This is a genomic window from Lentzea sp., from assembly GCF_035525475.1.
GTDB lineage: Bacteria > Actinomycetota > Actinomycetes > Mycobacteriales > Pseudonocardiaceae > Lentzea.
The window spans coordinates 1-26,729 of the sequence record NZ_DATLEC010000061.1; the positions used below are offsets into that span (position 1 = coordinate 1).

Sequence of the window (26,729 nt, forward strand, 5' to 3'; positions counted from 1 at the left end):
GAGTATGCACGGCGGGGCCGGACCCGCAGGGGAGGACGAAGATCGCTTCATCCGATCGTACTATTCGACACGGATGCGACCCGGCGCCGGTGCTGCTGGTGGGCGCGACAGGGATCGAACCTGCGACCGCTCGGGTGTAAACCGAGTGCTCTTCCGCTGAGCTACACGCCCCGACCCCGCGCCCGAGAACGCAGGGGTACAGCTACATCATGCCCTGAGAGAGGCTACGGCCCTCTTCCAGGCTTCCTGATCCCGGGCCTCACCCGGCCCGTTCACCTGAACGAACCGCACCACGCCGGAGACGTCGACCAGGAACGTCCCCCGCAGCGCCATGCCGGAGGCCTCGTTGAACACGCCGTACGACTGCGCGACGGCGCCGTGCGGCCAGAAGTCCGACAGCAGCGGGAACCGGTAGCCCTCCTGGTCCGCCCACGCCTTCAGGGCGAACGGGGAGTCCACCGACACGCCCAGCACCTGGACGTTCTCGTCCTCGTACGCGGACAGCTCGTCCCTCACCTGGCACAGCTCGCCCCGGCAGGTGCCGCTGAACGCGAACGGGTAGAAGACCACCAGCACGTTCTTCGCGCCCCGGAACGACGACAGCGTCACGGGCTGCCTGTTGTAGTCCTTGAGCGTGAAGTCCGGGGCTTCCGAACCTACTTCGACCGCCATGACCGCATCCCTCCAGCCGACCAGGACGAAACCACGGGCCACGTGCACGCCCGTGGATCAACCCGACCTGGGGTCAGCGCTTGGCCTTGGTGGACTTCGGCCACACGAGACGCGTGCCCGCCCAGTCCTCGGCCACGCTGATGTTCGAGGTCTGCGAGAGGCCTGCCGTCGGCACGGCCTCGGCGATGTCGCTCGGCTCCACGTGGCCGGGACGACCGGTCTTGGGGGTGAGAACCCAGATCACGCCGTCCTCGGCGAGCACTCCGGTGGCCTCGAGCAGAGCGTCGACCAGATCGCCGTCGTCCTCTCGCCACCAGAGCAGCACGACGCTCACGGTCTCGTCGGCGTCCTCGTCGAGGATGTCACCGCCGATCTGCTCTTCGACGGCGGCACGGAGGTTGTCGTCGACATCCTCGTCCCAGCCGAGCTCTTGGACGACCATGCCCGATTCGATCCCGAGCTTCTCGGCGACGCCGATCTTGCCGGCGTCTTCCGCGGCGACCACGGTTTTCACTCCTCCAACTACGCAAGAGCGACAGCCTCAGAGACTGCCGCCAAGTCGACTACCTCGGGCTAGCGAACACTGTCAGCTACCTCCGGCGCAACTGTTGACCACGTGACACGCCGTAACAGGCCCCCCTGTCGAGCGACCTACACTGGCATGAGGCACGCTCTACATACCTCTTATCGCGCGCGCGTGAGTGACACGATCCAGAACTACCCACCAGTAGCAATGACGAAGTCAGCGCGCAAGGACAACGATAGGAGCGCGTGGCACGGTTTCCGGGCCACGCGAAGTACCGCCAACGAAGCCGAGGAGACACCTTGAGCCCGCAGAACACAGGCCCCGAGCGGGTTCGTGTCATTCGCGACGGTATGGCAGCCCACCTGCCGGACATCGACCCCGAGGAGACGTCCGAGTGGCTGGAGTCGTTCGACGAGGTCCTCAAGGGCGGTGGCCAGCAGCGGGCGCGGTACCTGATGCTGCGCCTGCTGGAGCGTGCGCGTGAGAACCACGTCGGCATGCCCGCGCTGACCAGCACCGACTACGTCAACACCATCCCCACCGAGCGGGAGCCGTGGTTCCCCGGTGACGAGGAGGTGGAGCGCCGTTACCGTGCGTGGATCCGCTGGAACGCGGCGATGACGGTGCACCGCGCGCAGCGGCCCGGCGTGGGTGTCGGTGGACACATTTCCACCTACGCCTCCAGCGCGTCGCTCTACGAGGTCGGCTTCAACCACTTCTTCCGCGGCAAGAACCACCCCGGCGGCGGCGACCAGGTCTTCATCCAGGGCCACGCCTCCCCCGGCGTCTACGCCCGCGCGTTCCTCGAGGGCCGCCTGTCCGAGCACCAGCTCGACGGCTTCCGCCAGGAGTACTCGCACGCCGGTCCCGGCGGCGGCCTGCCGTCGTACCCGCACCCGCGCCTGATGCCGGACTTCTGGGAGTTCCCCACGGTCTCGATGGGCATCGGCCCGATGAACGCGATCTACCAGGCGCGGTTCAACCGCTACCTGCGCGACCGCGGCTTCAAGGACACGTCCGACCAGCACGTGTGGGCGTTCCTCGGCGACGGCGAGATGGACGAACCGGAGTCGCGCGGCCTGCTCCAGCTCGCCGCGAACGAGCAGCTGGACAACCTCACGTTCGTCGTCAACTGCAACCTGCAGCGCCTCGACGGCCCGGTACGCGGCAACGGCAAGATCATCCAGGAGCTGGAGTCGTTCTTCCGCGGCGCCGGCTGGAACGTCATCAAGGTCGTCTGGGGCCGCGAGTGGGACGCGCTGCTGCACGCGGACCGCGACGGCGCGCTCGTCAACCTGATGAACAACACGCCCGACGGCGACTACCAGACGTACAAGGCGAACGACGGCGCGTACGTCAAGGAGCACTTCTTCGGCCGCGACCCGCGCACGAAGGCCCTCGTCGACGCGATGAGCGACGACGAGGTGTGGAACCTCAAGCGCGGCGGCCACGACTACCGCAAGGTCTACGCGGCCTACAAGGCGGCGACCGAGACCGTCGGCCAGCCCACCGTCATCCTCGCCAAGACCATCAAGGGCTACTCGCTCGGCCCGCACTTCGCGGCCCGCAACGCGACGCACCAGATGAAGAAGATGACCCTGGACGACCTGAAGGGCTTCCGGGACAGCCTGCGCATCCCGATCTCGGACGCGCAGCTCGAGGCCGACCCGTACCTGCCGCCGTACTACCACCCCGGCCAGGACTCGCCGGAAATCCAGTACATGCAGGAGCGCCGCCGTCAGCTGGGCGGGTTCGTACCGGAGCGCCGCACCAAGTCCAAGGCGCTGGTGCTGCCGGGCGACAAGGTCTACGAAGGCGTGCGCCGCGGTTCGGGCAAGCAGGAGGTCGCCACGACGATGGCGTTCGTCCGCCTCGTCCGCGACCTCGCGAAGGACCCGGAGATCGGCCCGCGCATCGTCCCGATCATCCCGGACGAGGCGCGGACGTTCGGCATGGACTCCATGTTCCCGACGCAGAAGATCTACAACCCGAACGGCCAGGCGTACACCTCGGTGGACGCCAACCTGATGCTCGCCTACAAGGAGTCGGAGCAGGGCCAGATCCTGCACGAGGGCATCAACGAGGCGGGTTCCACGGCGTCGTTCACGGCGGTCGGCACGTCCTACGCCACGCAGGGCGAGCCGATGATCCCGATCTACATCTTCTACTCGATGTTCGGCTTCCAGCGCACGGGCGACGGCCTGTGGGCGGCGGCGGACCAGATGGCGCGCGGCTTCGTGCTGGGCGCCACCGCGGGCCGCACCACGCTGACCGGTGAGGGCCTGCAGCACGCCGACGGCCACTCGCTGCTGCTGGCGCACACGAACCCGGCCGTCGTCTCGTACGACCCGGCGTGGTCCTTCGAGGTCGCGCACATCGTCAAGGACGGTCTGCGGAGGATGTACGGCGAGAACGCCGAGAACATCTTCTACTACATGACGGTCTACAACGAGCCGTACGTGCAGCCGGCCGAGCCGGAGAACCTGGACGTGGAAGGCCTCCTGCGGGGCCTCTACAAGTACCAGGACGGCCCGCGGACCGATGGGCCGCGTGCCCAGATCCTCGGCTCGGGCGTGGGCCTCCCGTGGGCTCTCAAGGCGCAGAAGCTGCTCGCCGACGAGTGGGGCGTCTCCGCGGACGTGTGGTCCGCCACGTCGTACTCGGAGCTGCGCCGCGAGGCCGTCGAGACCGACCGCCACAACCTGCTGCACGTGGAGGCCGAGCCGCGCGTGCCGTACGTGACGCAGGTGCTGAAGGACGTGCAGGGCCCCGTGATCGCCGTGTCCGACTGGGCGTCGGCGATCCCGGACCTGATCCGCCCGTACGTCCCGACCGACATGACGACCCTGGGCACGGACGGCTTCGGCTTCTCCGACACCCGCCCGGCCGCCCGCCGCCACTTCCTGGTGGACGCGGAGTCCGTCGTCGTCGCCACGCTGGCCGCCCTGGCCAGGCGCGGCGAGGTCGAGCAGTCCAAGGTCGTCGAGGCGGCCCGCAAGTACCGCATCGACGACGTGCAGGCGGCCGGCCCGTCCACGTCGGACGCGGGCCTCGCGTAGGCACCGGGACGACAAGGGGCCGCTCCGCTTCGCGCGGAGCGGCCCTTTTCACGCCCTGAGGGCGTACTCGGTGAACTGACCGGCGATCGTGAACCCCAGACGCCGGTAGACCGTCTCGCCCTCCTGAGAGGCCTGCAGGACCGCGATCCGGTGCCCCTCGGCCCGTGCGGTGCTCAACGCGGCCAGCGTCATGGCGCCGCCATAGCCGCGACGGCGGTCGGTCGCCAGGGTCGCGATGTTGTAGATCCCGGCGACACCGGCGTACAGGAACACCTCCGCCGTGCACACCGCACGACCGTCCACGTAGCCGACGAGGTAGCGGGCCTGGCTCGTCAACGCGTGCGGGGCGGCCTCGGCGTAGAAGCGGCGGACCGTGGCCGCGGGCGGGTCCCAGTTCGCGGCCAGGACGGCCGCGTAGTCCGCCAGCTCCGCCTCCGTGGTCACCCGGCGGATCTCCAGCCCGTCCAGGTGCGGCTCGGGCAGGGCGGCGTCGGCGAGGTCCAGCCACATGGCCGCCTCGGTCTCCGCCGCACGTGGGCCGGCGTCGACCAGCCGCAGGCCGAGGTCGGCCGGGGTGGAGGCCGGGCCGACCCACCACGAGAACGGACGACCGGTCGCCATCACCGCGCGCACCGTCTCGGCGATGCGAGTGGTGACGTTCGACGGGGTGAACCGGGCCGCGACCACGATGTTGAACGTGTCGTCGTCCAAGCCGCTGTCCGCGATCAGCAGGTCGTCCGTCTCGGCCACGGTGGCGTCGTCCAGCTGCCGGTGCAGGTGGCAGGCGTGCTCGGCGAGGTTCTGCTCCATGCTCGCCAGCAGACCGGTGGTGATCCGGCGCGCCTGCTCGTCGCCGGGCTCGACGAGGTCGTACTCGTGGACGTCCAGCGGCAGGCCGGTCGCGGCGAGGAACTCGGCCGCCTCGGCCGGGACGGACCAGGCGCCACCCGCGCGGTCGGCGCTGTCGCGGAAGTAGCGCACGACGACCAGTCGCGCGGTGACCTCGGGGGCCAGTGCGGCGAGCTCGTCGCGGATCGGCTTCAGCCGGGCGACGACGTGCCGGATCTGCTCGTCGACGCTCTCGGGGCCCCGCCGGACGATCTTCCAGGGCCTCTCGTCCGGCTCGACGCCGAGGCGGGCCGAGATCTCGCCCGCCGGCACGGTCTCGCTCGACAGCTCGAAAAGGGTGAACTGCTCGACCCTCATCAGCACCGCGCCACGGGCCGGGCCTTCAGCAGCGGCTCGTCGGCGCGGGCGTCCAGCAGCAGCGGGGCCAGCGCGCGGGCCTCCTGCTTCAACGGCACGATCCGGTCACCGCCGCGCAGGTACTGGGACTTGATGCCGTGCAACGCCAGTTCGTCCTGCACGTCGACGTACTGCGCACTGGTCAGCACGTACCCGCAGGGAGCCTCGACCACGTCCGACGGGTCCGGGGCCTGGTTGTCGGCACCGCCGAAGTACACCGGCCCTGACCGCACGGCACGTGACGCGGCATTGGCGGCTTCGATGGCCGAGCGCTCAGCCCGGACGAACGACTGCGTGCCGTCCAGGGCCTTCAGATGCGACTCGACGCGGAACTGGGGCGTGTCGCCGGCGTTGGTCTCCACCAGGAGCCCCACGCCGTGCTTCAGCCCGCCCGTGTTGCGCAGGATGCGTTCCTGGCCGTCGCCGGCCACCTGGCGGACCGGCTCACCGGTCACCGGGTCGACGTAGATGCCGTAGACGCCGGAGGTGCGGCCGGCGGCCTCGACGGACGGCCGGACGTACGAGCGCGACAACGTCTCGGACAGGTCGTGCACGCCGTCGGAGACGTTGAGGTTGCGCGGCCACAGCCACAGCACGTCCTTCACGTAGTACGGCGCGGAGGGGCCGAACTCGTGCAGGTCGTGGATGACGTCGGGGTGCCAGTCGCGGATCACGGCGGCCATCGCGCGGGCCTCGGCGGTGCGCAGCAGCAGGTGGTCGCGGTTGATGTCGATGCCGGCGGAGTTGCCGCGGGTGTGGGCAACGCGCCCGTCCGGGTTGGCGTTCGGGACGAACAGGTACGTCACCGACGACGTGCGCGGCAGGGAGCGCATGCGGATCAGGCACGCTTCGCGGCCCGCCGGCTCGTCGCCGTGCTGGGAGCAGATGAACAGCACCACCGTGCGCGCCGAACGAGAGCCGACGCGCACGAGCTGGATCGGACGGCCCTGGGCGGTCCTGCCGATCTCGGTCACGGGCAGGCCGGTCGCGCGCAGGTAGGCCTGTTCCCCGGACTCGGTGGTCCAGGCGCCGGTCTTCTCGAAACCCGTCCGCGGCTCCTCCGAAGCCAGAGCGGGCACGGGAACCAGCAGGGAAGCAGCGGCCAGTAATGCGGTCAGTCCCCTCATAGGGGAGACCTTGCCGCCTGTGTCAACCGCCGGGCCGTGCGGTTCCAGTCGATGAAACCGTGGACGACCAGGCCCGCGAAGATCAGGTAGACGAACGCGCTGAAGTACAGGCCCGACTGGATCTGCAACGGCACGCCGACGGCGTCGACCACCAGCCACACCAGCCAGAACTCGACCAGCCCCAGGCCCTGCAGCGCGAACGCCAGCACGGTGCCGACGAAGATCGCGGCGTCGGGCCACGGCGCCCACGAGGCGTCCAGCCAGTCCAGCACCAGCGCGAACGCGACGGTACCGACGACGAAGACACCCGCCACGGCGCCGCGTTCCAGCCAGGAACCCTTGCGCACCACCACGCCGAAGACCGGGTCACGCCGGCGCACCCACGCGTACCAGCCGTAGACGGCGATCAGCCCTACGACGATCTGCCGGGTCGCGAGACCGCCGAGGTGCGACGACAGGTAGACCGTGAACAGCAGGGCGACCGAGACCAGCTGAACGGGCCAGGTCAGCAGTGACCGGCGCTGCGCGAGGAAGACCACCGCGAGCGCGAGCACCTGCCCGAACAGCTCCGTGTACGCGATCTTCTGCCCGAATATCGTCAATCCCAGCTCGTACCACACGGCTTGTTCCCCCGCGGTTCAGTCGCAGTACACCGGTGTTTCCTACGGTCCCACCATGTCATCTTCCTTAGCACTCGCGCTCGTCCCTTTGTTCCTCACAGCGCCCGCGACGCCCGTCATCACACCGACGGTGATCACGCAGACGTTCGAGGAGCCGGCGGACGCCGACGATCCGGCCATCTGGGTGAACCCGCGCAACACCGAACGCAGTGTGGTCCTGGGCACGCTCAAGGAAGGCGGCCTGGCGGCGTTCGACCTGAACGGCCGCACGATCAGCGTCCACCCGGCGCCGCGGCCGCCCGCTCCGGACGCCAAGCCCGGCCGGTTCAACAACGTCGACGTGCTCGGCGACCTGGCGTTCGTCAGCGACCGCGGGCGTGACCGCGTCCGGGTGTTCCAAGTGGACGAACGCGGTGTCAGGGATGTCACGAACCCCGCGACGAAGCCGGTGTTCAGCGAGACCGAGCAGGAGGTCGAGGACCAGCACAACGTCTACGGCCTGGCCGCCGGACGCGTCGGCGGCAAGGACGTCGTCGTCACCAGCCGCCGCAACGAGACGAGCATCGCGCTGCTGCAAGTGCAGAAGAGTAGGACTTACGACACGAAGAAGGTGTCCACTCTGGACCTCCCGAGCACCTTCACGCTGCCGGACGGCCGGAGCTGGACGGTGTGCGGCGAGCCCGGCGAGGGCCCGCAGGTCGAGGGGATGGTGATCGACGAGAGCACGAATACCCTGTACGCCGCCCAGGAGGACGTCGGCATCTGGCGGATCCCGCTGCGGGGCAACGGCTTCGGCAAGCCGCAGCTCGTCGACAAGGTCCGCACGTGGGGCGCGCCGCAGAGGTACAACCCGGAGACCGAGGAGTGCGAGGCCGACGGCCCGAACCCCGGCTTCGGCGGCCAGTGGCTCGAAGCCGACGCCGAGGGCCTCACGATCGCGGACGGCGTGCTACTCGCGTCCAGCCAGGGCGACTCCCGGTTCGTCGCCTACCGCAAGGCCGACATGAAGCCCCTCAAGGACTTCCGCGTCAAGGACGTCGAGCACTCCGACGGCGCCGACGTCGTCCTCGGCAAGCTCAACCTGCTCGTCGTCCACGACGGCGAACGCCCGGACGGCACCGGGTTCGCGTTCATCAGGTTCTAACCTGTCCCGATGGGGACGCCCAGCCAGGACCGGCCCAGCCAGGACCAGCCCAGCCAGGACAGGCTCAGCCGGGACCAGCTCAACAGGGCGTTGATCGAACGCCAGATGCTGCGCGAGCGCGCTGACACGAGCGCGCTCGCCGCCATCGAGCACCTCTTCGGGATCCAGGCGCAGGAACCGAAGTCGCCCTACGTCGGTCTCTGGACGCGGCTCGCCGGGTTCCGGCCGGAAGAGCTGGAGGTCCTGCTCACCACGAAACAGGCCGTCCGCCTGCTCCTGATGCGCGGCACGATCCACCTGGTCAGCGCACGGGACGCGCTCGGGCTGCGCCCCCACACCCAGCTCGAGCTCGACCGCGAGCTGCGGAGCGGGCCGTTCGCGAGCAGGCTGCGCGACCTGGACCTCGACGAGGTCGCCGAGGCGGGCCGCGAGATCCTCGACGGCACCCCGCAGGGCACCGCGGACGCCGGCAGGCGGCTCAGGGAGCGCTGGGCCGACCGCGAGCACACCGTTCTCGGCAACGTCCTGCGCAACAAGCTCGCCCTCGTCCAGCTTCCCCCGCGCGGCCTGTGGCACAGCAGCGGAAGGGCCGTGTGCACCACGATCGAGCTCGCTCCCGAGCTCGTGACGTTCCGGGACGAGGCCGGCAAGGAGCTGTTCGACCTGCCCGGCGCACCGCGCCCCGACCCGGACACCCCTCTGCCGGTCAGGCTGCTGCCGGAGTTCGACAACGTCCTGCTCGCCCACGCCGACCGCCGCCGCGTCATCGCCGACGACCGGCTCGGCGTGGTCGTCGGCGGCAAGCCCACGGTCCTCGTGGACGGCTGCGTCGCCGCCACCTGGGCGATCACCAGAGAACGCACCATCACCGTCGACTACCTCGACAGGTTGCCCGTGAGCAGGCAGAAGGCGGTCGCCGAGGAGTGCGACCGCCTTCAGGACTGGATGCGGAACTAAGCCGCGAGGTCGACGTGCGCGCCGTCGCCGACGACCAGCCGGTGCTGGCGCGCCGACCCGACCCTGGCCCGGCGGCCGATCAGCGACGTCTCGATGCCGGACACGTTGTGCACGGACGCCTCGTTGAGCACGATCGAGTCGGCCACGCCGGACTCGGTGATCCGGCAGTCCGCGCCGATCGACGTGTACGGCCCGATGATCGACTCCTCGACCAGCGTCCCTGCCCCGATGATCGCGGGCCCGACGATGCACGACCGCACCACGCGCGCCCCCTCCTCGACCACGACGTCACCGATGAGCCGCGACTCGTCGTCGACGATGCCCTGGATGTCGGTCCGCAGCCCCATCAGCAGCTCTCGGTTGCACTCCAGCACGTCCTCGACCTTGCCGGTGTCCTTCCAGAACCCCGAGTACATCCGCGCCCGCACGTCCCGCTCGTGCGTCACCAGCCACTGCAACGCGTCGGTGATCTCGAACTCGCCGCGCCACGAAGGCTCGATCGCGTCGACGGCGGCGTGGATCGCGGGCGTGAAGAAGTAGACGCCGATCAGCGCGAGGTCGCTGCGGGGCTCCTGCGGGTGCTCGATCAGCCGCGTCACGCGGGAGTTCTCGTCCACCTCGGCGACGCCGTAGAGCCGCGGGTCCTCCACCTTGTCCACGAGCACCTGCGCGGACGGCCGCAGGCGCTCGAACTCGTCCGCGATCTGCCCGATGCCCTCGACCAGCAGGTTGTCGCCGAGGTACAGGACGAAGTCGTCGTCGCCGAGGAACGGCCGGGCGATCCGCACGCAGTGCGCCAGCCCCAGTGCGACGTCCTGCCTGATGTAGGTGATCGACACGCCCAGGTACGCGCCGTCGCCGAACAGCTCGGAGATCTCCTGGGCGTTCTCGCCGACGACGATGCCGATCTCGCTGATCCCGACGTCCCTCAGGTTCTCGACCACGTACTCGAGCACCGGCTTGTTCGCGATGGGAACGATCTGCCGGGGTATCGAGTATCCGGCGGGACGTGCGCCCGCGGACAGCACAAGGGCTTTCATAGGTCCTCCACCGCGACGGAACAGTTCGGGTGGGACGAGACTCCGGCGGGACGCTGGACCGGAGCTGGAGAAACGTCAGAACACGAGGAAGGGGCCTCGCGCACGATGTTTGCGCGGGGCCCCTTCCTGGAAACGAGAGCTACTTCTCGGACATCGGCGTGCCCGACGGAGGCGTCGGCATGTCACCCAGGCGGCCGCCCACGCTGGACGGCATCTCCTGCGACGCGCGCGGCATCGGCGACTGGACCTGCGCCTCCTCCTGCACGCGGGACAGCCAGCCCTCCCAGCGCTGCTGCATCGGGCGGACCAGGCCGCCACCCACGCCGATGACGACGACACCGGCGACGGTCGCGAGAACGGCGATCAGGACCGGCATGGTCACCGAGATGGCGATGCCGAGCTGGTTGAGCGCCGCGATGACGCCGAGCGCCATCACGAAGCCGTAGGTGATGTTGCCCATGACCTTCGTGTAGGAGCGCTGGCCCAGCGCACCGGTCACGAGACCCTTCAGGGCGGTGCCGATCGCCGAGGCGACGATCACGAGCACGATCGCCACGACGATGCGCGGCAGGTACGCGATGACCTCGTTGAGCAGCGTGCTGACCGGGTTCGAGGCGCCGAAGACGCCGAACGCCAGTTGCAGCGCGATCAGCAGCACGAAGTAGTACACGATCTTGGCGATCAGCCCGGACGCGTCCATCGACGACTGCCGCATCGCGCCGTTCAGGCCGGAGCGGTCGACCAGCTTCTCGAAGCCGACCCGCTTGAGCAGGAACCGGACGCCCTTGGCGAGGGCCTTGGCGATGAACCAGCCGATGAGCAGGACGACCAGGAAGCCGAGCAGCTTCGGCACGAACGTGGCCACCATCGCCCACGCCTGGCCCAGGCCCTCGGTGATTTGCGAGCCCACGGGCCCTCCTAGAACAAAAGTTGCGGTGAGTGAAGATCCGATCGCTTGATCGTTTCGCGGATGACACCGCCCCACAACGTCGACACTGCTACACGAAAGGGTGGCTGACGTGGATTTTCGTCCCGCTGCAGTCCAGAGTGGAACTACCGGTGGGGACCGGGGAGAGGGAAGCGCCCGCCACACTCCGTGGTGGGCGCTTCCACATTTCCGGCGAGATCCCTACGGCATTGCGGCGCTCAGGCCGCGGCCGTCGAGGTAGGCCTGGATCCGGTCCGGCGACAGCGCGGGCGCGGCGCCGCCCTCCCCGTCCTTCGGCACGTCGGGCCGCGGGTCGCCGGGGCACTGGGTGCTGCTGCCGGGCAGCGCACCGTCGACCAGGTACCGGTTGACCTGCGCGTCGACGCAGGCGTTGCCGTTGTAGAGGCCGTGCTTGCCCTCGTCGACGACGGTGATCAGGTTGTGCCCGAGCCGTTCCGCCATCGCGGGGCCGCCCGCGTACTGCGTCTGCGTGTCGCCCTCGGACTGCACGACGACGCCGACCGGGTAGCCGTTGCGGGCGATCCGCACCGGCGGCTCCGGCGGGGTGAACGAGCGGAACGTGCACGTCATCGGCGCCGCCCGCACGATGCCGAAGCCGTACGGGTAGCGCTCGCGGAACGTGCGCATATCCTCGTAGTAGAGGTGCAGCTCCGTCGGCCAGTCCGACTCGCAGGTGACCGTGTCGAACACACCGGACCGCAGCTCGTTCGCGCCGGTGTCCGCGAGCACCTGACCGGCCTTGGCCGCCGCCGCCTTCTCCGGCCCCTCCCCCGACCGCAGCTTCACCACGATCGACGCCAGGTCCGACCACAGTGGACGGTAGCGGGCACCCACTCCCAGCGTCCCGTCGAAGGACGAGCGGCCGTACTCGCCGATCGGCGCGGTGTGCAGCTTCGCGGCGACCTTCTCGACCTCGGCCAGGACCTCCTCCCAGGACCTGCCCAGCTGGAACTTCTCGTTGCGCTCCCCGGCCCAGGCCGCCCACGCCTCGACGTCGCGCCGGTAGGCCACGGCCTGCTGGCGGAACTGCTCGCGCCAGACCCACTCCGGGTGCACGGCCGAGTCGAGCACGCTGCGGTCGAGCCGGTCCGGGAACAACGTCCCGTACACCGCGCCCAGGTACGTGCCGTAGGAGTAGCCCAGGTAGTTGATCTTCGCCTCGCCGAGCACCGCCCGCACGATGTCCATGTCGCGCGCGGTGTTCGCGGTGCTGATGTGGCGCCGGATCCCGCCACCCGACTCCTGGCAGGCCGCCTCGGCCTCCCGCGCCTCGGCCGCCCACTTGACGAACTCGCTGTCCGGCGGCCGGGACTCCGGCTCGGCGAGCGCGGGCGTGACGCGGCAGTTCAGCGCCGACGAGCCGCCGACGCCGCGCGGGTCGAAGCCGATGAGGTCGTAGACCTGCGCGATCTCGGAGTTGGCCAGGAACAGCGGCAGGCCGAGCCCGGAACCGCCGGGCCCGCCGGGGTTGGTGAGCAGCACGCCCCGCCTGCGGCCGGGCGCTGCCGCCTTCCTGCGGCTGATCACCAGGTTGATCCGGTCGCCGGCCGGGGCGGTGTAGTCGAGCGGGGCGACGAGCGCGGCGCACTCCAGTTCGGCGAGCTTTCCCTGGCACTGCGCCCACCTGACCGGTTGGGAGTGGTACTCCGCCAAGGGGTTGGGAGGGTCGGCTGACGCCGTGACGCCCGTGGCGGTGAGCACGACCACGCCCAGGACGAAAGCCAGGAACCTGTGCAAGACCAACCTCCGTGCCGTACGAAAGACCATCGATGCCCGAAGGTATGGCCGTTCACACGAGTTCATGGGTTGCGTCACCCGTCCCGGTGATGTCACCTTCCTGGCCCTAAGCTGCGGGTATGACCAGCAGCGAGGAGAAGGAGGAGCACCCGCCCGCGCTCTCCGCCCGCACGATGCGCAAGATCGAACGCGCGTCCGGCTCGCTCGCCACCGCCAGCGTGGCCGAGATGGAGCGGCGGCTCTCGTGGTTCGCGCGCATGCCCGCGGACCAGCGCGCGAGCGTTCTGCTGCTGATCCAGAACGGCGTGGCGGGCTTCGTCGAGTGGCTGCACGACCGGCAGCAGGCGATCCGGCTCACCGCGGACGCGTTCCGCAGCGCCCCCAAGGACATCTCCCGCTGGGTGAGCCTGCGCCAGACCGTCGAGCTCGTCCGGATAGCGCTGGAGCTGTTCGAGGAGCAGATGCCGGCGATGGCGGCGACCGAGGCCGAACGCGCGCTGCTGATGGAGGGCGTGCTGCGGTACGGGCGGGAGATCGCCTTCTCCGCCGCCACCTCGTACGCGGCGGCGGCCGAGGCGCGCGGCGCGTGGGACGCGCGGCTGGAGGCGCTGGTCGTGGACGGCATCGTGCGCGGCGACCCCGAGGAGTCGCTGCTCTCGCGAGCCACGGCGCTCGGCTGGGACCCGGCGCTCGAAGCGACGGTGCTGGTCGGCAACCCCGGCGGCGAGGACCCGCCCACGATCATCTACTCGGTCCGCAGCAAGGCAGCCCGCGCGGGACGGCCGGTGCTGCTGTCCGTGCAGGGCTCGCGGCTGGTCGTCGTGCTGGGCGGGCCGACGGAGACCGGTGAGGACGTGCTGGGCCGCATCTCCGAGGGTTTCGGCGAGGGTCCCGTGGTGGCGGGCCCGACCGTGGCCAGCCTGTCCGAGGCGCACCGCAGCGCCGGTGACGCGTTGAGCGGGCTGCGCGCGGTCGTGGGCTGGCCCGCCGCGCCCAGGCCCGTCCGTTCGCTCGACCTGCTGCCGGAACGGGCGCTGGCGGGCGATCCCGAGGCCGAGTGGCAGCTGGTCGACGGGGTCGCCCGGCCGCTGGAGGACGCGGGTGGCGCGCTGCTGGAGACCGTGGACGCGTTCCTGGAGGTCGGTGGCGTGCTGGAGACGTGCGCGAAAAGACTGTTCGTGCACCCGAACACGGTCAGATATCGCCTTCGGCGGGTTCAGGAAATGACGGGAAGAAATGCACACGACGCTCGGGACGCGCTTGTGCTTCGCGTCGCTTTGTCTGTAGGACGGCTTGCCCGCTCCCGGGGCCTGTGGTAGCCCTCGAGCTGTGACGGACTTCGCACACATCCGTTGGAGTGAGGGCCAAACGACCTTGCACCGCGCTGAGCTGCGCAGACGTCCTGGCTGTTTCAGTCGGCAAGCACTTTTGTAGGATCTCTACAAATACGATCGCCGTACTTCGTTCTTCACGACATGGGGTACCGGTGGGTTCACCAGCTTTAGTAATCGACGTGATCGCACTCCTCGCGCCCGGACAAGGGTCCCAGACGCCCGGCATGCTCAGCCCCTGGCTCGAACTGGAGGGGGCGGAGGAGCAGGTGCGCACGTGGTCGGAGATCACGGGCCTCGACCTCGTGCGCCTCGGCACCACGGCGGAGGCCGACGAGATCGTCGACACCGCGATCACCCAGCCGCTCGTCGTGGCTCTCGCGCTGCTCGCGTTCGGTGAGCTGCGCCGCCGCGTCGAACTGCCCGCCGGCGTGGTCGTCGCGGGCCACTCGGTCGGTGAGCTGGCCGCCGCGTCGATCGCGGGCGTGATCAGCGCCGACGACGCGGTCGCGCTGGCCGGTGTGCGCGGCGCCGCGATGGCGCGGGCGTGCGCCCTGGAGCCGACCGGCATGGCCGCGGTGCTCGGCGGCGACGAGCAGGAGGTGCTCGCGCGCCTCGAGGAGCTCGGTCTCGTGCCCGCCAACCGCAACGGCGCCGGCCAGATCGTCGCGGCGGGCCCGCGTGCCGCGCTCGACGAGCTCGCGGAGACCCCGCCCGGCACGGCGAAGGTCCGCAAGCTGGCCGTCGCGGGCGCGTTCCACACCAAGTACATGGCGCCCGCCGAGGACGCGGTGCGCGCGCGTGCCGCCGAAGTCGCCACGCAGGACCCGTCGCTGCCGCTGCTGTCCAACAAGGACGGTCAGGCCGTGACCGACGGCGCCGAGGTGCTGAGCCGCCTGGTCTCCCAGGTCACCAGCCCCGTCCGCTGGGACGTCTGCCAGGCGACCCTCGTGGAGAGGGGCATCACCGGCTCGGTCGAGCTGCCGCCCGCGGGCGCTCTCACGGGTCTCGCCAAGCGTGCGATGAAGGGCACCACCACCCTCGCTCTGAAGACCCCTGACCAGCTCGAGAAGGTCGCGGAGCTCTTCGACACCGTTGGAGCCACGCAGTGACGATTCCCTCTGGGACAGTCTTCCAGGCCCCGCGGGCTTCCGCGGGGAGCCGCATCATCGGCCTCGGCAGCTATCAGCCGGAGACGGTGGTGAGCAACCACGACCTCGCGCGGCGCATGGACACCTCGGACGAGTGGATCCGCGAGCGCGTCGGCATCGTCAACAGGCGCGTCGCCGCCAAGGACGAGGGCGTCGTGGACATGGCCGTCACGGCGGGCGCGAAAGCGATCGAGGACGCGGGTCTCACCCCGGCCGACATCGGTGGCGTGATCGTGGCGACCTGCACCATGCCGTCGACCATCCCGAACGCCGCCGCGCAGGTCGCCACGAAGCTCGGCGTCCAGGCCGCCGCCGCGTTCGACCTCAACGCCGCGTGCGCGGGCTTCTGCTACGCCGTCGCGACCGCGTCGGACATCGTCCGCGCGGGCACGGTGCGCAACTTCCTCGTCATCGGCGCGGAGAAGCTCACCGACTGGACCCACCAGGACGACCGCTCGACCGCGATCATCTTCGCGGACGGCGCGGGTGCCGTCGTGGTCGGCGCCAGCGACACGAACGAGATCGGCCCCGTCGCGTGGGGCTCGGACGGCTCGATGTCCGAGGTCATCCGGATCGACGACCGCGACTCGTTCATCCACCAGGAAGGCCAGACGGTCTTCCGGTGGGCGACGACCCAGGTCGCACCGGTCGCGATCCGTGCCGCCGAGCTCGCGGGTGTCGCACTGTCCGACGTGGACGTGTTCGCCCCGCACCAGGCGAACCTCAGGATCATCGAAGCGATCGCGAAGCGCCTGCGCAAGAATGGTGCGCGCGAGGACCTGAAGGTCGCTCGAGACATCGTCGAGTCCGGCAACACCTCCTCGGCCTCGATCCCCATGGCGCTGGACCACATGCGGACGGCGGGCGAGATCTCCTCAGGAGACGTGGTGCTGATGGTCGGTTTCGGCGCGGGCCTGTCCTACGCGGGACAGGTGGTCCGGTGCCCGTGAGCACCACCCCGAGTTTTTTCATCGTTTCAACCGAAAGGGAACTTCAGTGAGCGAGAACGTCCTGTCCGGCCTTGCCGAGATCGTCGAAGAGGTCGCCGGCGTTGCCGCCGACGACGTCACCGCTGACAAGTCCTTCGTGGACGACCTCGACATCGACTCGCTGTCGATGGTCGAGATCGCCGTCCAGGCCGAGGACAAGTTCGGCGTGAAGATCCCTGACGACGAGCTGGCCAACCTCAAGACCGTTGGTGACGCGGTGAACTACATCACCAGCAACAAGTGAGTTCCGGCATCGAGGTCGTCATCACCGGGCTGGGTGCCACCACCCCGCTCGGCGGTGACGTCACGTCGACCTGGGACGCGCTCCTGGCCGGCAAGTCCGGGGTCCGCCCCATGACCCACGACTGGGTCGAGAAGTACGACCTGCCGGTCAAGATCGCCTCAGAGCTCGTCGTCGACCCGACCGAGGTGCTCCCCCGAGTAGAGGCACGCCGCCTGGACCGCTCCGAGCAGGTCGCCATCGTGGCGTCCCGCCAGGCGTGGTCCGACGCCGGCCACAACGACGACACCGTCGACCGCCAGCGCCTCGCCGTCATCATCGGCACGGGCATCGGCGGCGCGATCACCCTGCTGACCCAGGACGACCTCCTGGAGACGCAGGGCCTGCGCAAGGTGTCGCCGCTGACCGTCCCGATGCTGATGCCGAACGGCCCGGCGGCCCACGTGGGCCTCGAGCTGAAGGCCCAGGCGGGCGTGCACGCCCCGGTCTCCGCCTGCGCGTCGGGCGCAGAGGCCATCGCGTGGGCCTACCGCATGATCAAGGCCGGCGAAGCCGACGTGGTCGTGGCAGGCGGCGCGGAAGCGTGCATCACGGCGATCCCGGTGGCGGGTTTCTCCCAGGCCCGCACCATGAGCACCCGCAACGACGACCCGGAAAAGGCCTCGCGCCCGTTCGACACGGCCCGCGACGGCTTCGTCCTGGGCGAGGGCGCGGGCGTCATGGTCCTGGAACGCCGGGAGTTCGCGGAGGCCCGCGGAGCCAAGATCTACGGCCGCCTGGCAGGCATCGGCACCAGTGCCGACGGCTACCACATCACCGCCCCGGACCCCGAGGGCGTGGGCCAGTCGCGTGCCATCGCCGCAGCTCTGCGGTCAGGAGGCATCGACCCGTCCGACGTGGGCCACGTGAACTGCCACGCCACCTCAACGCCGGTGGGCGACGTCGCGGAAACCGTGGCAATCCGCAAGGCGATCGGCGACCACCCGGTCCTGACCGCCCCGAAGGGCGCCCTGGGCCACCTGCTGGGCGCGGCGGGGGCGGTGGAGGCCATCGTCACGGTCCTGTCGATCCGAGACGGCATCGTCCCCCAGACCCTGAACCTGGACAACCTCGACCCAGCGGTAACGCTGGACGTGGTGGCAGGCGAACCCCGCAAGATCAAGCTCGACGCCGCGGTGAACGACTCGTTCGGCTTCGGCGGCCACAACGTGGCCCTGGCCTTCACCCCGGCCTAGCACCACCGCACACCCGACGCCCCGGCCCGCTCAGCGGACCGGGGCGTTGTGCTGTCCACACCAGACCGATCCGCGCATCCGCAGCCTCGCGTCGGGCGCGCGGCCCGGGTATGCGGTCGGCACGGCAGGCTTACGCAAGGGTCCCCTTGGATTTCGGCTCCCCCGCGACCCAACGTACAGACGGGGTCTGACACTTCTGCGCGACCGAGCCGACCGCGAAGCCGCAGGCGAGCAGTCGCTTTCACAGAGCCGACTGGTGGGGTGGTCCCGTCACCGAACGCGCCCAACCAACCCAACAGCAAGCCGCCCAACGCAACCGGCGTGCCATCAACCCGCTAACGGCGCCGGCTGGTCCTTGATCAGCTGACGGGGTCCGGGGCAGAGCCCCGCGCCCGACACCGAACCGGACTCAACACCGAGCCATCTGAGGAACCCGGCTCTCCGGAGCGTCATCCACCTTCAACTCGGCCCCCTCCCACACCAGGACATAAACGACCCGCCACCGGATACACCCCTCAGGCAGCGCAACGGGAGCCTTGGCAACGTCCTGAGTGGACACGAAGGAGATCAGAACCCGCAACCGCCGAGCCACCACGTCGGACTCGACCCGCTGCACCACAACCCCACCGTCCCGGGTGGTCTCATAAGCCGCGACCCACCCCGCCTCGGGAGTGGCGGCAACCCGCCGAGCCGACACCACGGACCGCCAAGCGGCGAAGTCGCGGGAGTTGATCGAGTCGAAGTACCCCTGCAGCACCCTCTGCACGGCGGTCCGGTCGGGGTGGGTGAACGAGTCGGGGCTCAGCCGGACCTCGGCGGACCCCGGCACCGGCCCGGCGGACGAGGACTGCACCACCGGCGTCCCCTTGGCCTCCGCGGGACGCGAGTACGCGGTCCGCCCCACCATCCCGGCCGCCACCGCGGCACCGGTGATCACCACCACGGCCGGCACCAGCCATCGGCTCGCCATGCTCCCCACGACGCGCAGCCTAGCCGCACGACACGCGGGACAGCGGGGACCCACTCGGCAAACGAAGCGCCGTTACATCAAAACATAATCTTCACTCGAAAGTGGACATGGGATGCGAACCACAAGTTACATGCATTACGACAATGTTTGCGACATAAATTCCTAAAGGGCAATCTCATCTTACGAATGGGTACAAACGGCGTACGCCGTACCGCCGTCCGGCGGTACCAAACACGCATCAGAACCCAACTCCGACTTCACTCGAAAAGACCAAACAACACAGCGCGTAGACCACGGTCACATCCACTTGGCTATACGTCGAAAGTGGCGTGGAATACCGCAGTTCACAGAGCCGCACTATCTGGAACCATCGGGTTCCGTTTAGCGACGGTCCGACCAGGCGCCGCAAGAACACCACGCCGCAAACATTGCGACCGGGTGAGATGACCCCGAACCTCATCACCGACAGTAGAATCCGAGCCGGTAAACGCCTTCCTTCGAGCACGAACAGGTGAGCCATATGACTCGAACGGCGGATTGGCCCTAGGCGTCGAATTGTGCGGGAATGAGTCGCAACAAAGAAACGCAAACGACTCAGGGAGGCGAATTCGGTGGACCTCAGATACGAGGCGTACTGCTTCGCCGATCGACAGTTCTACGATCTGCAGAGCAGCACCGAAATCCTCTCCGGAGACGACTTTTCCGCGGACCTGCCGGCCCTTCCGCACGATTGGGCGATGGTCGAGCGGAACGTGTGGCGGCACCAGCACCCCGAAGGGGTGCGGCTGCCCGACCAGGGCTGGAAGATCCACGTTTCCGCTGGTTTGGACAACGCCGGCCGCGTGCTGAAGGCGACTTACGACTACTGCGTCGAGCGGCGCATTTCGTTCAAGTACCTGCGGACGATGTCGATCGTGCTCGCCCGCAACTCGAAGTACGCCCCCCGCGAGGGCAGCGGCAAGCTGGTCACGATCTACCCGACCAGCGCCGAGCACCTCGAGACCATCTGCACCGAGCTCGGGCAGCTCCTCGACGGTGAGCACGGCGCCTACATCCTGAGCGACCTGCGCTTCGGCAGGGGTCCGCTGTTCGTGCGCTACGGCGGGTTCTCCGAGCAGTGGCTCGAGGTCGACGGGCAGCAGGTGCTCGCGATCAAAGGCCCCGACGGCGTGCTCGTCGCGGACAAGCGCAAGCCGGTCTTCAGCACGCCCGAGTGGATCGAGCTGCCCGAGTTCCTCGCGCCGCACCTGGCCGAGCGCAACGCCGGCGACCCCGAGAAGTTCCCCTACCGGATCACCAGCTCGCTGCACTTCTCCAACGGTGGCGGCGTCTATCTCGCGACCCGCAAGAGCGACGGCAAGGAGGTCGTGCTCAAGGAGGCCCGGCCGCACGCCGGCCTCGACCGCGAGGGGCGCGACGCCGTGGCCCGGCTGGAGCTCGAGTTCGAGATCCTCACGAAGCTGCACGGCATCGACGGCGTTCCCGAGGTGTACGACCGCTTCACGGAGTGGGAGCACCTGTTCGTGGCCATGGAGTTCATGCCGGGGCGGTCGCTCGGGCAGTGGCTCGGCCACAACTACCCGTTGACGCACAAGGACACCACCGACGAGCTCCTGCGGAACTACCGGACCAGGGCCGAGGCGCTCATCGCCAAGGTCGAGGACCTCATGGCGCGGGTGCACGAACGCGGTGTCGTGTTCGGCGACCTGCACACCATGAACATCCTGGTCGACGAGGACGACGAGGTCTCGCTGATCGACTTCGAGCTGTCGTCCACCATCGAGGACGTGCACCGCCCGACGCTCGGCGCGCCGGGGTTCCAGGCACCGAACGACCGCGAGGGCTTCGACATCGACGCCTACCCGCTGGCCGCGCTCAAGCTGTGGATCTTCCTGCCGCTCAACGCGGTGCTGGAGCTCGCTCCGGCCAAGCTGCGCCAGCACGTGCACGTCGTCGCGGAGCGCTTCGGGCTCTCCGAGGACTACCAGCGGCAGATCCTCGACGTGCTCACACCGCGCGTCGACCCGCCGGCGGACCCCGCGTTCACCTCGTTCGACGACGAGAGTCCTGATTGGACGGTCGTGCGCAAGGAGATCGCCACGGCGATCCTGCACAGCGCGACGCCGCAGCGGAACGACCGGCTCTTCCCCGGCGACATCGAGCAGTTCGAGGTCGGCGGCACGTGCTTCGGCTACGGCGCGGCGGGAGTGCTGCACGCGCTGGCCGAAAGCGGCGAGGGCCGGTACCCCGAGCACGAGGAGTGGCTGGTCAAGGCGGTCAGGAACGACCCGCCCAAGCAGCCGGGCTTCTTCGTCGGCGCGCACGGCATCGCCCACGTCCTGGAGAACTTCGGCCACCACGACATGGCGGCCGAGCTCGTCGAGAGCTACGCCCCGCTCGTGCGCACCACGCAGGACCACGGGCTCAGCGCCGGTCTGTCCGGCATCGGCCTCAACCTGCTGCACTTCGCGGCCTCGCGCGACGACGACGGCTTCACGGCGCAGGCCGAGGAGCTGGCCGAACGGCTCGCGCGGCAGCTGGACCAGGCCCCACCGCCCGGTCCCAAGGCGAAGGCCGGACTGCTGCACGGCTGGTCGGGCCCCGCGTTGTTCTTCCTGCGCATGTTCGAGCACACCGAGCAGCCGCGTTGGCTCGACCTCTCCGAACAGGCGCTGGAACGCGACCTGGCCGAGACGATGGTCGCGCTCGACGGGTCGCTGCAGGTGCGCGACGGCACCTTCCGGTCGCTGCCGTACGTCGGCATCGGCGGTGCGGGCATCGCACTGGTGCTCACCGAGTTCGCGAAGGTCGCGCCGGAACGGCCCTGTGCCGCCAAGCTCCCCGACCTGCTCAGCGGCTGCACCGGCGAGTTCGTCATCCAGCCCGCGTTCACGCTGGGCAGGGCGGGACTGATGGCGACGCTGGCGCACGCGACGCGGTACCGGCCGGACGAACACCTCGGCCGCGCCGTCGACCGGCACCTCAAAGCCCTCGGCTGGCACGCCGTGCGCTACGGCGGCGGGCTCGCCTTCCCCGGCGTGCAGCTGCGCCGGCTCTCGATGGACCTCAACACCGGCGGTGCGGGCGTCCTGCTCGCGATCGCGTCCACCGTGGACGCTGTACCGCCACTGCCCTTCCTGGGCTCACGAACGCCGGTCACCGCTGACCGGTAGCAAGAAAACCGATCCTCCACTGAAGGAGATTGTCATGGGATTCATCCTCGACATGCAGGACCTGGAGACCCCCGAGGCCCCGAGCAACGCGATGGCGTCGGGCCACGGCGGCGGCGGCGGTGGCGGTGGCTCCACGACCGCGTCGAACGCGTCGCTGCTCCTGCCCTGCTCGCACAGCACCGTCAGCCTGCTGGCCTGCTGAGCTACGCCACACAGATGAACCCCGGCCGGTGAGCGGCATAGGCGAAGTATGCCGCTCACCCGCCTGCAGGGCCCGGCAGCCGGCCAGCTGTCGGGCCCTGGCTCATGATGCGCCCTCGAGACCCGCGGAGGAAACAGGCGATGGCCCAACCCGGTGACGCCCTGCTGGTCTCCGTCGTCCGCCGCGACCACCGCCCGTGGCTCCTGCTGCTCAACGCCGCCGTGGCCACGACCGGCGGCCTCCTCCTCCCCACGGCACTCGCGAACGCCGTCGACATGGCGCTGAGCGGCACGTTCGTGCTGTTCACCGTGCTGTTCCTGCTCCTGCTGGCCGCGAGCGAGATCATCGGTGACGCGATCGGCATCGTGCTCGCCGCGAGCATCACCAGCCGCGCCACGGCGTGGTTGCGGCGAAAACTCTCCCGCAAACTCCTCGACCTCGGGCACCCCTCGCCGTTCGCCGCGGGGGACTCGGTGAGCCGGATGACCGGCGACTGCGGCAACGCGGGCGGCATCGCCGTCACGCTGATCACGCTGCTCGTCACGGCCGTCTCCTCGGTCGGCGCGGTCATCGCGCTGGCCCTGCTGGACTGGCGGCTCGCGGCCGTGTTCGCGGTCAGCGTGCCGCTGGCGATGTTCCTGGTCCGCACGCACATGCAGCTCACAGCCGACGACGTTCTGGCCTATCAACAGGTGTCCGGTGACGTGTCGGCACGGCTGCTCGACGCGGTGACGGGCAGGCGCACGATCGCCGCCGCGGGCATCGCAGGCCACGAGACCGACCGCGTGCTGCGCCCGCTGCCCCTGCTCGCTGCCGCCGGTGCGGGGATGTGGCGCACCCAGGCCAGGATGATGTGGCGCGCCGGTCTGCTGCTGCCGGCCGTGGAGGTCGCGGTGCTCATCACCGCCGGTTTCGGCGTGATGGCGGGCAGGCTGACCCCCGGCGACGTGCTGGCCGCCCTCGGCTACGCCGCGCTCGGCATGGGCATCGTCGGCCAGATCCCCCAGCTCACCGCGCTGGAACGCACCCGCGCGTCCGCGACCCGCATCGCCGAGGTCCTCGACACCCCGGTCACCGGCCGTCCGGCGGCGCTTCCCGGCGCCGGTGTCCTGGAGCTGCGCGACGTCAGCGTCGGCAACGCCCTGCACGACGTGAACCTCTCCGTCCCCGCCGGCACGTTCGCCGCGATCGTCGGCAGCTCCGGCGCCGGCAAGTCGACGCTGGCCTCCGTACTGGGCGGACTGTCCTCTGTGGACTCCGGCAGGGTGCTGCGCGACGGCGAGGTCGGGTACGCCTTCGAACGCCCCGCGTTGCTGGGCACGACGATCGGCCGTTCGATCGCCTATGGAACGGACGCCGACGAGCTCCAGGTGCGCGACGCCGCCATCTCCGCACAGGTGCACGACGTGCTGATCCGCTTACCGCAGGGCTATGACACCCCCGTCGCCGATGCCCCGCTCTCGGGCGGTGAGGCGCAACGGATCGGCCTGGCCCGCGCGATCGTCCGCGATCCCGAGATACTCGTGCTCGACGACGCCATGGCCAGTCTGGACACCGTGACCGAGGCCGAAGTGGACAAGGCGCTCACCACCGCGCTCCCCGGCCGGACCCGCGTGGTCGTCACGCACCGGGCGGCGACGGCCGCACGGGCGGACCTCGTGGTGTGGCTGGAGAACGGCAGGGTCCGGGGCACCGGAACCCATCGGCGGCTGTGGGACGACGAGGACTACCGCGCTGTGTTCACCGGGGGCGAGTGATGCGTTTCTACCTCTCCACACTGGCAGGGCACCGCAGGGGTGTCCTGGTCCTGCTCGGCTGGTCCGCGCTGGAGGGCGTGCCCGCGTTCTTCGGCGGCAAGCTCGTCGGGACGGCCGTCGACAGCGGCTTCGCCGCCGGGAACCCGCTGGCCGGTGTCCTGTGGCTGCTCGCGTTCGCCGCTCTCGCGGTGGCGGGGGCGCTGGGTCAGCGACAGGTGTTCGCCCGGCTCGGCGACGTCGTCGAACCCATGCGGGACGCCCTGGTCACGCGGGTCGTGCAGGGCGTGCTGAGCGATCCCACGCACCGCCGCACCCCCGACGCCAGCGCGGTCGCGATGATCACCCGGCACGTCGAGGTGGTCCGCGACGCGACCGCCGGCGTCCTGGTGCAGGCCCGTGCGCTCCTGGTCACCACGCTCGCCGCGCTCATCGGTCTCGCGACCACGGCGGCCGCCCTGATGTGGCTGGTCGTCCTGCCGATCATCGCCGCACTGGTGCTCTTCGGGCTCATGCTCCCCTCGCTGGCCAAACGGCAGCGCGACGTCGTGATGGCGGACGAACGGACAGCGGAGGCGTCGGGAGCGGTGCTCACCGGACTGCGCGACGTCGCCGCCTGCAACGCCGCCGCCGAAGCTCACGAGGACATCGCCGCGCAGGTCGACCGGCAGGCCAGGGCCGCGGTCACCGTCGCGTGGGCGAACTCGTTGCGTGCCACGGTGATCGCGATCGGCGGGTTCGCCCCGATCGTGCTGCTCGTGGCGTTCGCTCCCCCGCTCGTGGCATCGGGCGAGCTCACCAAAGGTGCGGCGCTCGCAGCGGTCGTCTACCTGACCAACAGCGTGAACCCCGCACTGCACGGTCTGGCGCGCACGACGAGCACCGTCGTGATGCGGTTGATGGTCGCGCTCAAACGACTGCAGGAAGCGGCGCCGCGGGCGACCGGCGAGATCGGCGACGAAACCCCGTCGAACAGCGAGTTCGTGCTGCGGGACGTCACGTTCGGCTGGAGCCCGGACGCGGAGCCGGTGCTGCGGGGGCTGTCCCTCGCCCTGCGCCCCGGTGACCACCTGGCGGTGGTCGGCCCGTCCGGCATCGGCAAGTCCACAATGGCCAGTCTGCTCACCGGTCTGATGCCACCGGACTCGGGCAACGTCCTGTTCGGCGGCGCTCCCGTCGATCGCGTCACGCCGGCCCTCCGCCACCACGCGATCGCCCTGATTCCCCAGGAGACCTACCTGTTCACGGGCACGGTGCGGGAGAACCTCGCGCTTCTCGCACCGCGGGCGACCGATCAGGACCTCATCGAGGCGGTCGACAAGGTTGGTGCCACACCACTTCTGGACAGGATCGGTGGCCTGGACGCCGCCCTCGGTCATGGCGGCGAAGGACTTTCCGCAGGTGAGGCACAGCTTCTGGCGCTCGCGCGGGTCTACGTGACGTCCGCGACCGTCGTCATCCTCGACGAGGCGACCTCACACCTGGACCCTGCCGCGGAAGCACGCGTCGAACGGGCTTTCGCCCAGCGGCAAGGAGTTCTCGTGGTGATCGCACACCGGCTGAGCTCGGCGCTGAGGGCCAACCGCGTGCTGGTCATGGACGGCGGCAAGCCGCTGCTCGGCACCCACGAGCACCTCATGAAGACGTCCGCGCTCTACGGACGGCTCATGCTGGCCTGGGATCCCACCCACCACGAGGAAACCCCGCTGCCCAAGCGGTGAGCGGGGTCCACACCGGACTGGTTGGTTCCGTCAGCCGACGCGGTGCAGCCAGGTGACCGGCGCGCCGTCGCCCGCACGGCGGAACGGTTCCAGGGCGTCGTCCCACGCGGCACCGAGCAGCTCGTCCACGCCGTGCGCGAACGACTCGCCGCCCCTGGCTCTCACCGCGAGGGAACGCAACTGGTCCTCGTTGACCACGATGTCGCCGTTGGCCGATGTGCGGGCGTGCCACAGCCCCAGAACGGGGGCGAAGCAGAAGCGCTCGCCGTCCTGACCAGGTGACGGTTCCTCGGTCACCTCGAAGCGGAGCATTGGCCACGCGCGCAGCGCAGCCACGAGTTTCGCGCCGGTGCCGGCGTCTCCGGTCCACGCGCATTCAGCGCGCAACTGGCCTGGTGCCGCTGGTTGCGCTGCCCACCTGAGGTCCACTCGGACACCGAGGGTGCCCGAGATCGCCCACTCGACGTGCGGACAGACCGCAGACGGCGACGAGTGGACGTAGACCACGCCACTGGTGCTGCCACGGGTGCTCACTGCTGACCTCCGCTGCTCGACGAGGGACGTCTTCCCCTACGCCTTTGCCGAGTGAGGTGATCATCGTGAAATCCCGCTCGCTGCATTCTGCCCCGACTTGAGGCATGTCCGCCATAAGAACCAGCTCGATCATCACCCGACCGGGGCAGATACAGGTCTAAAGTCCCGATCTCCCCGACCGAGTGATGCGTGATCGTGATCTACAGGACGTTTACCGCGGCGACCACGTCGACGAGCCCGGTTCCCTTGTCGTAGGACGAGGTGTAGGGGCCGGCGGGCTGGTAGCCGGTGCCGTACCTGTGGGCCGTCGACTTCAGCGCCCGCTCGATGTCGGCGGGGGTCGCGGAAGGCT

Annotated in this window: 22 protein-coding genes and 1 tRNA gene; 12 read left to right on the forward strand and 11 right to left on the reverse strand. The window is 69.7% G+C overall.

Going from position 1 to position 26,729, the window contains the following annotated elements; genetic code table 11:
- Positions 1–96 precede the first annotated feature (96 nt).
- The 3 genes from VM306_RS10520 to VM306_RS10530 form a co-directional block, all read right to left on the reverse strand.
- Positions 97–171: transfer RNA gene (locus VM306_RS10520), tRNA-Val, on the reverse strand.
- A 36-nt stretch (positions 172–207) separates the two neighbouring features.
- On the reverse strand, positions 208–672 hold the full coding sequence (locus VM306_RS10525; protein ID WP_325513541.1) for a peroxiredoxin: 465 nt from the start codon (positions 670–672) through the stop codon (positions 208–210).
- Between the two features lie 73 nt (positions 673–745).
- Entirely contained in the window at positions 746–1,177 is a 432-nt protein-coding gene (locus VM306_RS10530) for a DUF3052 domain-containing protein (protein ID WP_325513543.1), read from the reverse strand.
- A gap of 371 nt (positions 1,178–1,548) precedes the next feature.
- Between VM306_RS10530 and aceE the strand changes: the two genes are divergently transcribed.
- On the forward strand, positions 1,549–4,257 hold the full coding sequence (gene aceE, locus VM306_RS10535) for a pyruvate dehydrogenase (acetyl-transferring), homodimeric type (protein ID WP_325513545.1): 2,709 nt from the start codon (positions 1,549–1,551) through the stop codon (positions 4,255–4,257).
- A 48-nt stretch (positions 4,258–4,305) separates the two neighbouring features.
- Here the strand turns inward: aceE and VM306_RS10540 are convergent, their stop codons facing one another.
- The 3 genes from VM306_RS10540 to pnuC are packed head-to-tail and all read right to left on the reverse strand — an operon-like array spanning position 4,306 to position 7,237.
- Positions 4,306–5,463: a GNAT family N-acetyltransferase gene (locus VM306_RS10540; protein WP_325513547.1), complete on the reverse strand. Its 1,158-nt coding sequence runs from the start codon at positions 5,461–5,463 to the stop codon at positions 4,306–4,308.
- Positions 5,463–6,629, reverse strand: coding sequence for a M14 family metallocarboxypeptidase (locus VM306_RS10545; protein WP_325513549.1), 1,167 nt, complete (start codon positions 6,627–6,629; stop codon positions 5,463–5,465). The genes VM306_RS10540 and VM306_RS10545 overlap by 1 nt, the downstream gene beginning before the upstream one ends.
- Positions 6,626–7,237: a nicotinamide riboside transporter PnuC gene (pnuC, locus tag VM306_RS10550; RefSeq protein WP_325513585.1), complete on the reverse strand. Its 612-nt coding sequence runs from the start codon at positions 7,235–7,237 to the stop codon at positions 6,626–6,628. Before pnuC ends, VM306_RS10545 begins: the two co-directional genes overlap by 4 nt.
- Positions 7,238–7,304: 67 nt before the next feature.
- Between pnuC and VM306_RS10555 the strand changes: the two genes are divergently transcribed.
- Positions 7,305–8,393: a phytase gene (locus VM306_RS10555; RefSeq protein WP_325513551.1), complete on the forward strand. Its 1,089-nt coding sequence runs from the start codon at positions 7,305–7,307 to the stop codon at positions 8,391–8,393.
- Positions 8,394–8,402: 9 nt separating this feature from the next.
- Positions 8,403–9,350 carry a winged helix DNA-binding domain-containing protein gene (locus VM306_RS10560; protein ID WP_325513553.1) on the forward strand — a complete coding sequence of 316 codons (948 nt, stop codon included), beginning with the start codon at positions 8,403–8,405 and terminating at the stop codon, positions 9,348–9,350.
- Here VM306_RS10560 and VM306_RS10565 read toward each other — a convergent pair.
- The 3 genes from VM306_RS10565 to VM306_RS10575 form a co-directional block, all read right to left on the reverse strand.
- Positions 9,347–10,390: a glucose-1-phosphate thymidylyltransferase gene (locus VM306_RS10565; RefSeq protein ID WP_325513555.1), complete on the reverse strand. Its 1,044-nt coding sequence runs from the start codon at positions 10,388–10,390 to the stop codon at positions 9,347–9,349. The two genes, VM306_RS10560 and VM306_RS10565, sit on opposite strands and share 4 nt — an antisense overlap.
- Positions 10,391–10,529: 139 nt before the next feature.
- On the reverse strand, positions 10,530–11,300 hold the full coding sequence (locus tag VM306_RS10570) for a mechanosensitive ion channel family protein (protein WP_325513557.1): 771 nt from the start codon (positions 11,298–11,300) through the stop codon (positions 10,530–10,532).
- Between the two features lie 219 nt (positions 11,301–11,519).
- The gene (locus tag VM306_RS10575) at positions 11,520–13,076 is read right to left on the reverse strand and encodes an alpha/beta fold hydrolase (RefSeq protein WP_325513559.1); all 1,557 of its coding nucleotides are present in this window, start codon (positions 13,074–13,076) and stop codon (positions 11,520–11,522) included.
- Positions 13,077–13,195: 119 nt separating this feature from the next.
- On the opposite strand from VM306_RS10575, the gene VM306_RS10580 reads away from it, so the two are divergent.
- From VM306_RS10580 to fabF, 5 genes are all read left to right on the forward strand, one after another.
- The gene (locus VM306_RS10580) at positions 13,196–14,395 is read left to right on the forward strand and encodes a PucR family transcriptional regulator (RefSeq protein WP_325513562.1); all 1,200 of its coding nucleotides are present in this window, start codon (positions 13,196–13,198) and stop codon (positions 14,393–14,395) included.
- 194 nt (positions 14,396–14,589) lie between these two features.
- Complete coding sequence (locus tag VM306_RS10585) at positions 14,590–15,519, forward strand: ACP S-malonyltransferase (RefSeq protein WP_325513564.1); 930 nt, start codon at positions 14,590–14,592, stop codon at positions 15,517–15,519.
- Positions 15,516–16,508, forward strand: a complete 993-nt coding sequence (locus VM306_RS10590; RefSeq protein WP_325513565.1) for a beta-ketoacyl-ACP synthase III — start codon at positions 15,516–15,518, stop codon at positions 16,506–16,508. Before VM306_RS10585 ends, VM306_RS10590 begins: the two co-directional genes overlap by 4 nt.
- Before the next feature lie 46 nt (positions 16,509–16,554).
- Entirely contained in the window at positions 16,555–16,791 is a 237-nt protein-coding gene (locus VM306_RS10595; RefSeq protein WP_030474507.1) for an acyl carrier protein, read from the forward strand.
- The gene (gene fabF / locus VM306_RS10600) at positions 16,788–18,023 is read left to right on the forward strand and encodes a beta-ketoacyl-ACP synthase II (protein ID WP_325513569.1); all 1,236 of its coding nucleotides are present in this window, start codon (positions 16,788–16,790) and stop codon (positions 18,021–18,023) included. Before VM306_RS10595 ends, fabF begins: the two co-directional genes overlap by 4 nt.
- A 409-nt stretch (positions 18,024–18,432) precedes the next feature.
- On the opposite strand, the gene VM306_RS10605 is transcribed toward fabF, so the two are convergent.
- The gene (locus VM306_RS10605; protein WP_325513571.1) at positions 18,433–19,002 is read right to left on the reverse strand and encodes a hypothetical protein; all 570 of its coding nucleotides are present in this window, start codon (positions 19,000–19,002) and stop codon (positions 18,433–18,435) included.
- A gap of 602 nt (positions 19,003–19,604) precedes the next feature.
- Between VM306_RS10605 and lanKC the strand changes: the two genes are divergently transcribed.
- The 4 genes from lanKC (at position 19,605) to VM306_RS10625 (ending at position 25,843) form a co-directional block, all read left to right on the forward strand.
- Positions 19,605–22,166, forward strand: a complete 2,562-nt coding sequence (lanKC, locus tag VM306_RS10610) for a class III lanthionine synthetase LanKC (protein WP_325513573.1) — start codon at positions 19,605–19,607, stop codon at positions 22,164–22,166.
- Positions 22,167–22,200: 34 nt separating this feature from the next.
- Positions 22,201–22,368: a SapB/AmfS family lanthipeptide gene (locus tag VM306_RS10615; protein WP_089950820.1), complete on the forward strand. Its 168-nt coding sequence runs from the start codon at positions 22,201–22,203 to the stop codon at positions 22,366–22,368.
- A 140-nt stretch (positions 22,369–22,508) separates the two neighbouring features.
- Positions 22,509–24,125: an ABC transporter ATP-binding protein gene (locus VM306_RS10620; RefSeq protein ID WP_325513577.1), complete on the forward strand. Its 1,617-nt coding sequence runs from the start codon at positions 22,509–22,511 to the stop codon at positions 24,123–24,125.
- Positions 24,125–25,843 (forward strand): ABC transporter ATP-binding protein, encoded by a 1,719-nt coding sequence (locus VM306_RS10625; protein ID WP_325513580.1) that lies wholly within the window; start codon positions 24,125–24,127, stop codon positions 25,841–25,843. The genes VM306_RS10620 and VM306_RS10625 overlap by 1 nt, the downstream gene beginning before the upstream one ends.
- Before the next feature lie 30 nt (positions 25,844–25,873).
- On the opposite strand, the gene VM306_RS10630 is transcribed toward VM306_RS10625, so the two are convergent.
- Positions 25,874–26,377, reverse strand: a complete 504-nt coding sequence (locus VM306_RS10630) for a DUF3145 domain-containing protein (protein ID WP_325513583.1) — start codon at positions 26,375–26,377, stop codon at positions 25,874–25,876.
- Between the last annotated feature and the right edge of the window lie 352 nt (positions 26,378–26,729).

What these genes read in the sequence shown, in the direction of transcription:
- VM306_RS10525 (WP_325513541.1), bottom strand. Translation starts at nt 672, where the DNA reads ATGGCGGTCGAAGTAGGTTCGGAAGCCCCGGACTTCACGCTCAAGGAC.
- VM306_RS10625 (WP_325513580.1), top strand. Translation starts at nt 24,125, where the DNA reads ATGCGTTTCTACCTCTCCACACTGGCAGGGCACCGCAGGGGTGTCCTG.
- VM306_RS10555 (WP_325513551.1), top strand. Translation starts at nt 7,305, where the DNA reads ATGTCATCTTCCTTAGCACTCGCGCTCGTCCCTTTGTTCCTCACAGCG.
- aceE (WP_325513545.1), top strand. Translation starts at nt 1,549, where the DNA reads ATGGCAGCCCACCTGCCGGACATCGACCCCGAGGAGACGTCCGAGTGG.
- VM306_RS10580 (WP_325513562.1), top strand. Translation starts at nt 13,196, where the DNA reads ATGACCAGCAGCGAGGAGAAGGAGGAGCACCCGCCCGCGCTCTCCGCC.
- VM306_RS10560 (WP_325513553.1), top strand. Translation starts at nt 8,403, where the DNA reads ATGGGGACGCCCAGCCAGGACCGGCCCAGCCAGGACCAGCCCAGCCAG.
- VM306_RS10565 (WP_325513555.1), bottom strand. Translation starts at nt 10,390, where the DNA reads ATGAAAGCCCTTGTGCTGTCCGCGGGCGCACGTCCCGCCGGATACTCG.
- VM306_RS10545 (WP_325513549.1), bottom strand. Translation starts at nt 6,629, where the DNA reads ATGAGGGGACTGACCGCATTACTGGCCGCTGCTTCCCTGCTGGTTCCC.
- VM306_RS10540 (WP_325513547.1), bottom strand. Translation starts at nt 5,463, where the DNA reads ATGAGGGTCGAGCAGTTCACCCTTTTCGAGCTGTCGAGCGAGACCGTG.
- VM306_RS10620 (WP_325513577.1), top strand. Translation starts at nt 22,509, where the DNA reads ATGGCCCAACCCGGTGACGCCCTGCTGGTCTCCGTCGTCCGCCGCGAC.
- VM306_RS10615 (WP_089950820.1), top strand. Translation starts at nt 22,201, where the DNA reads ATGGGATTCATCCTCGACATGCAGGACCTGGAGACCCCCGAGGCCCCG.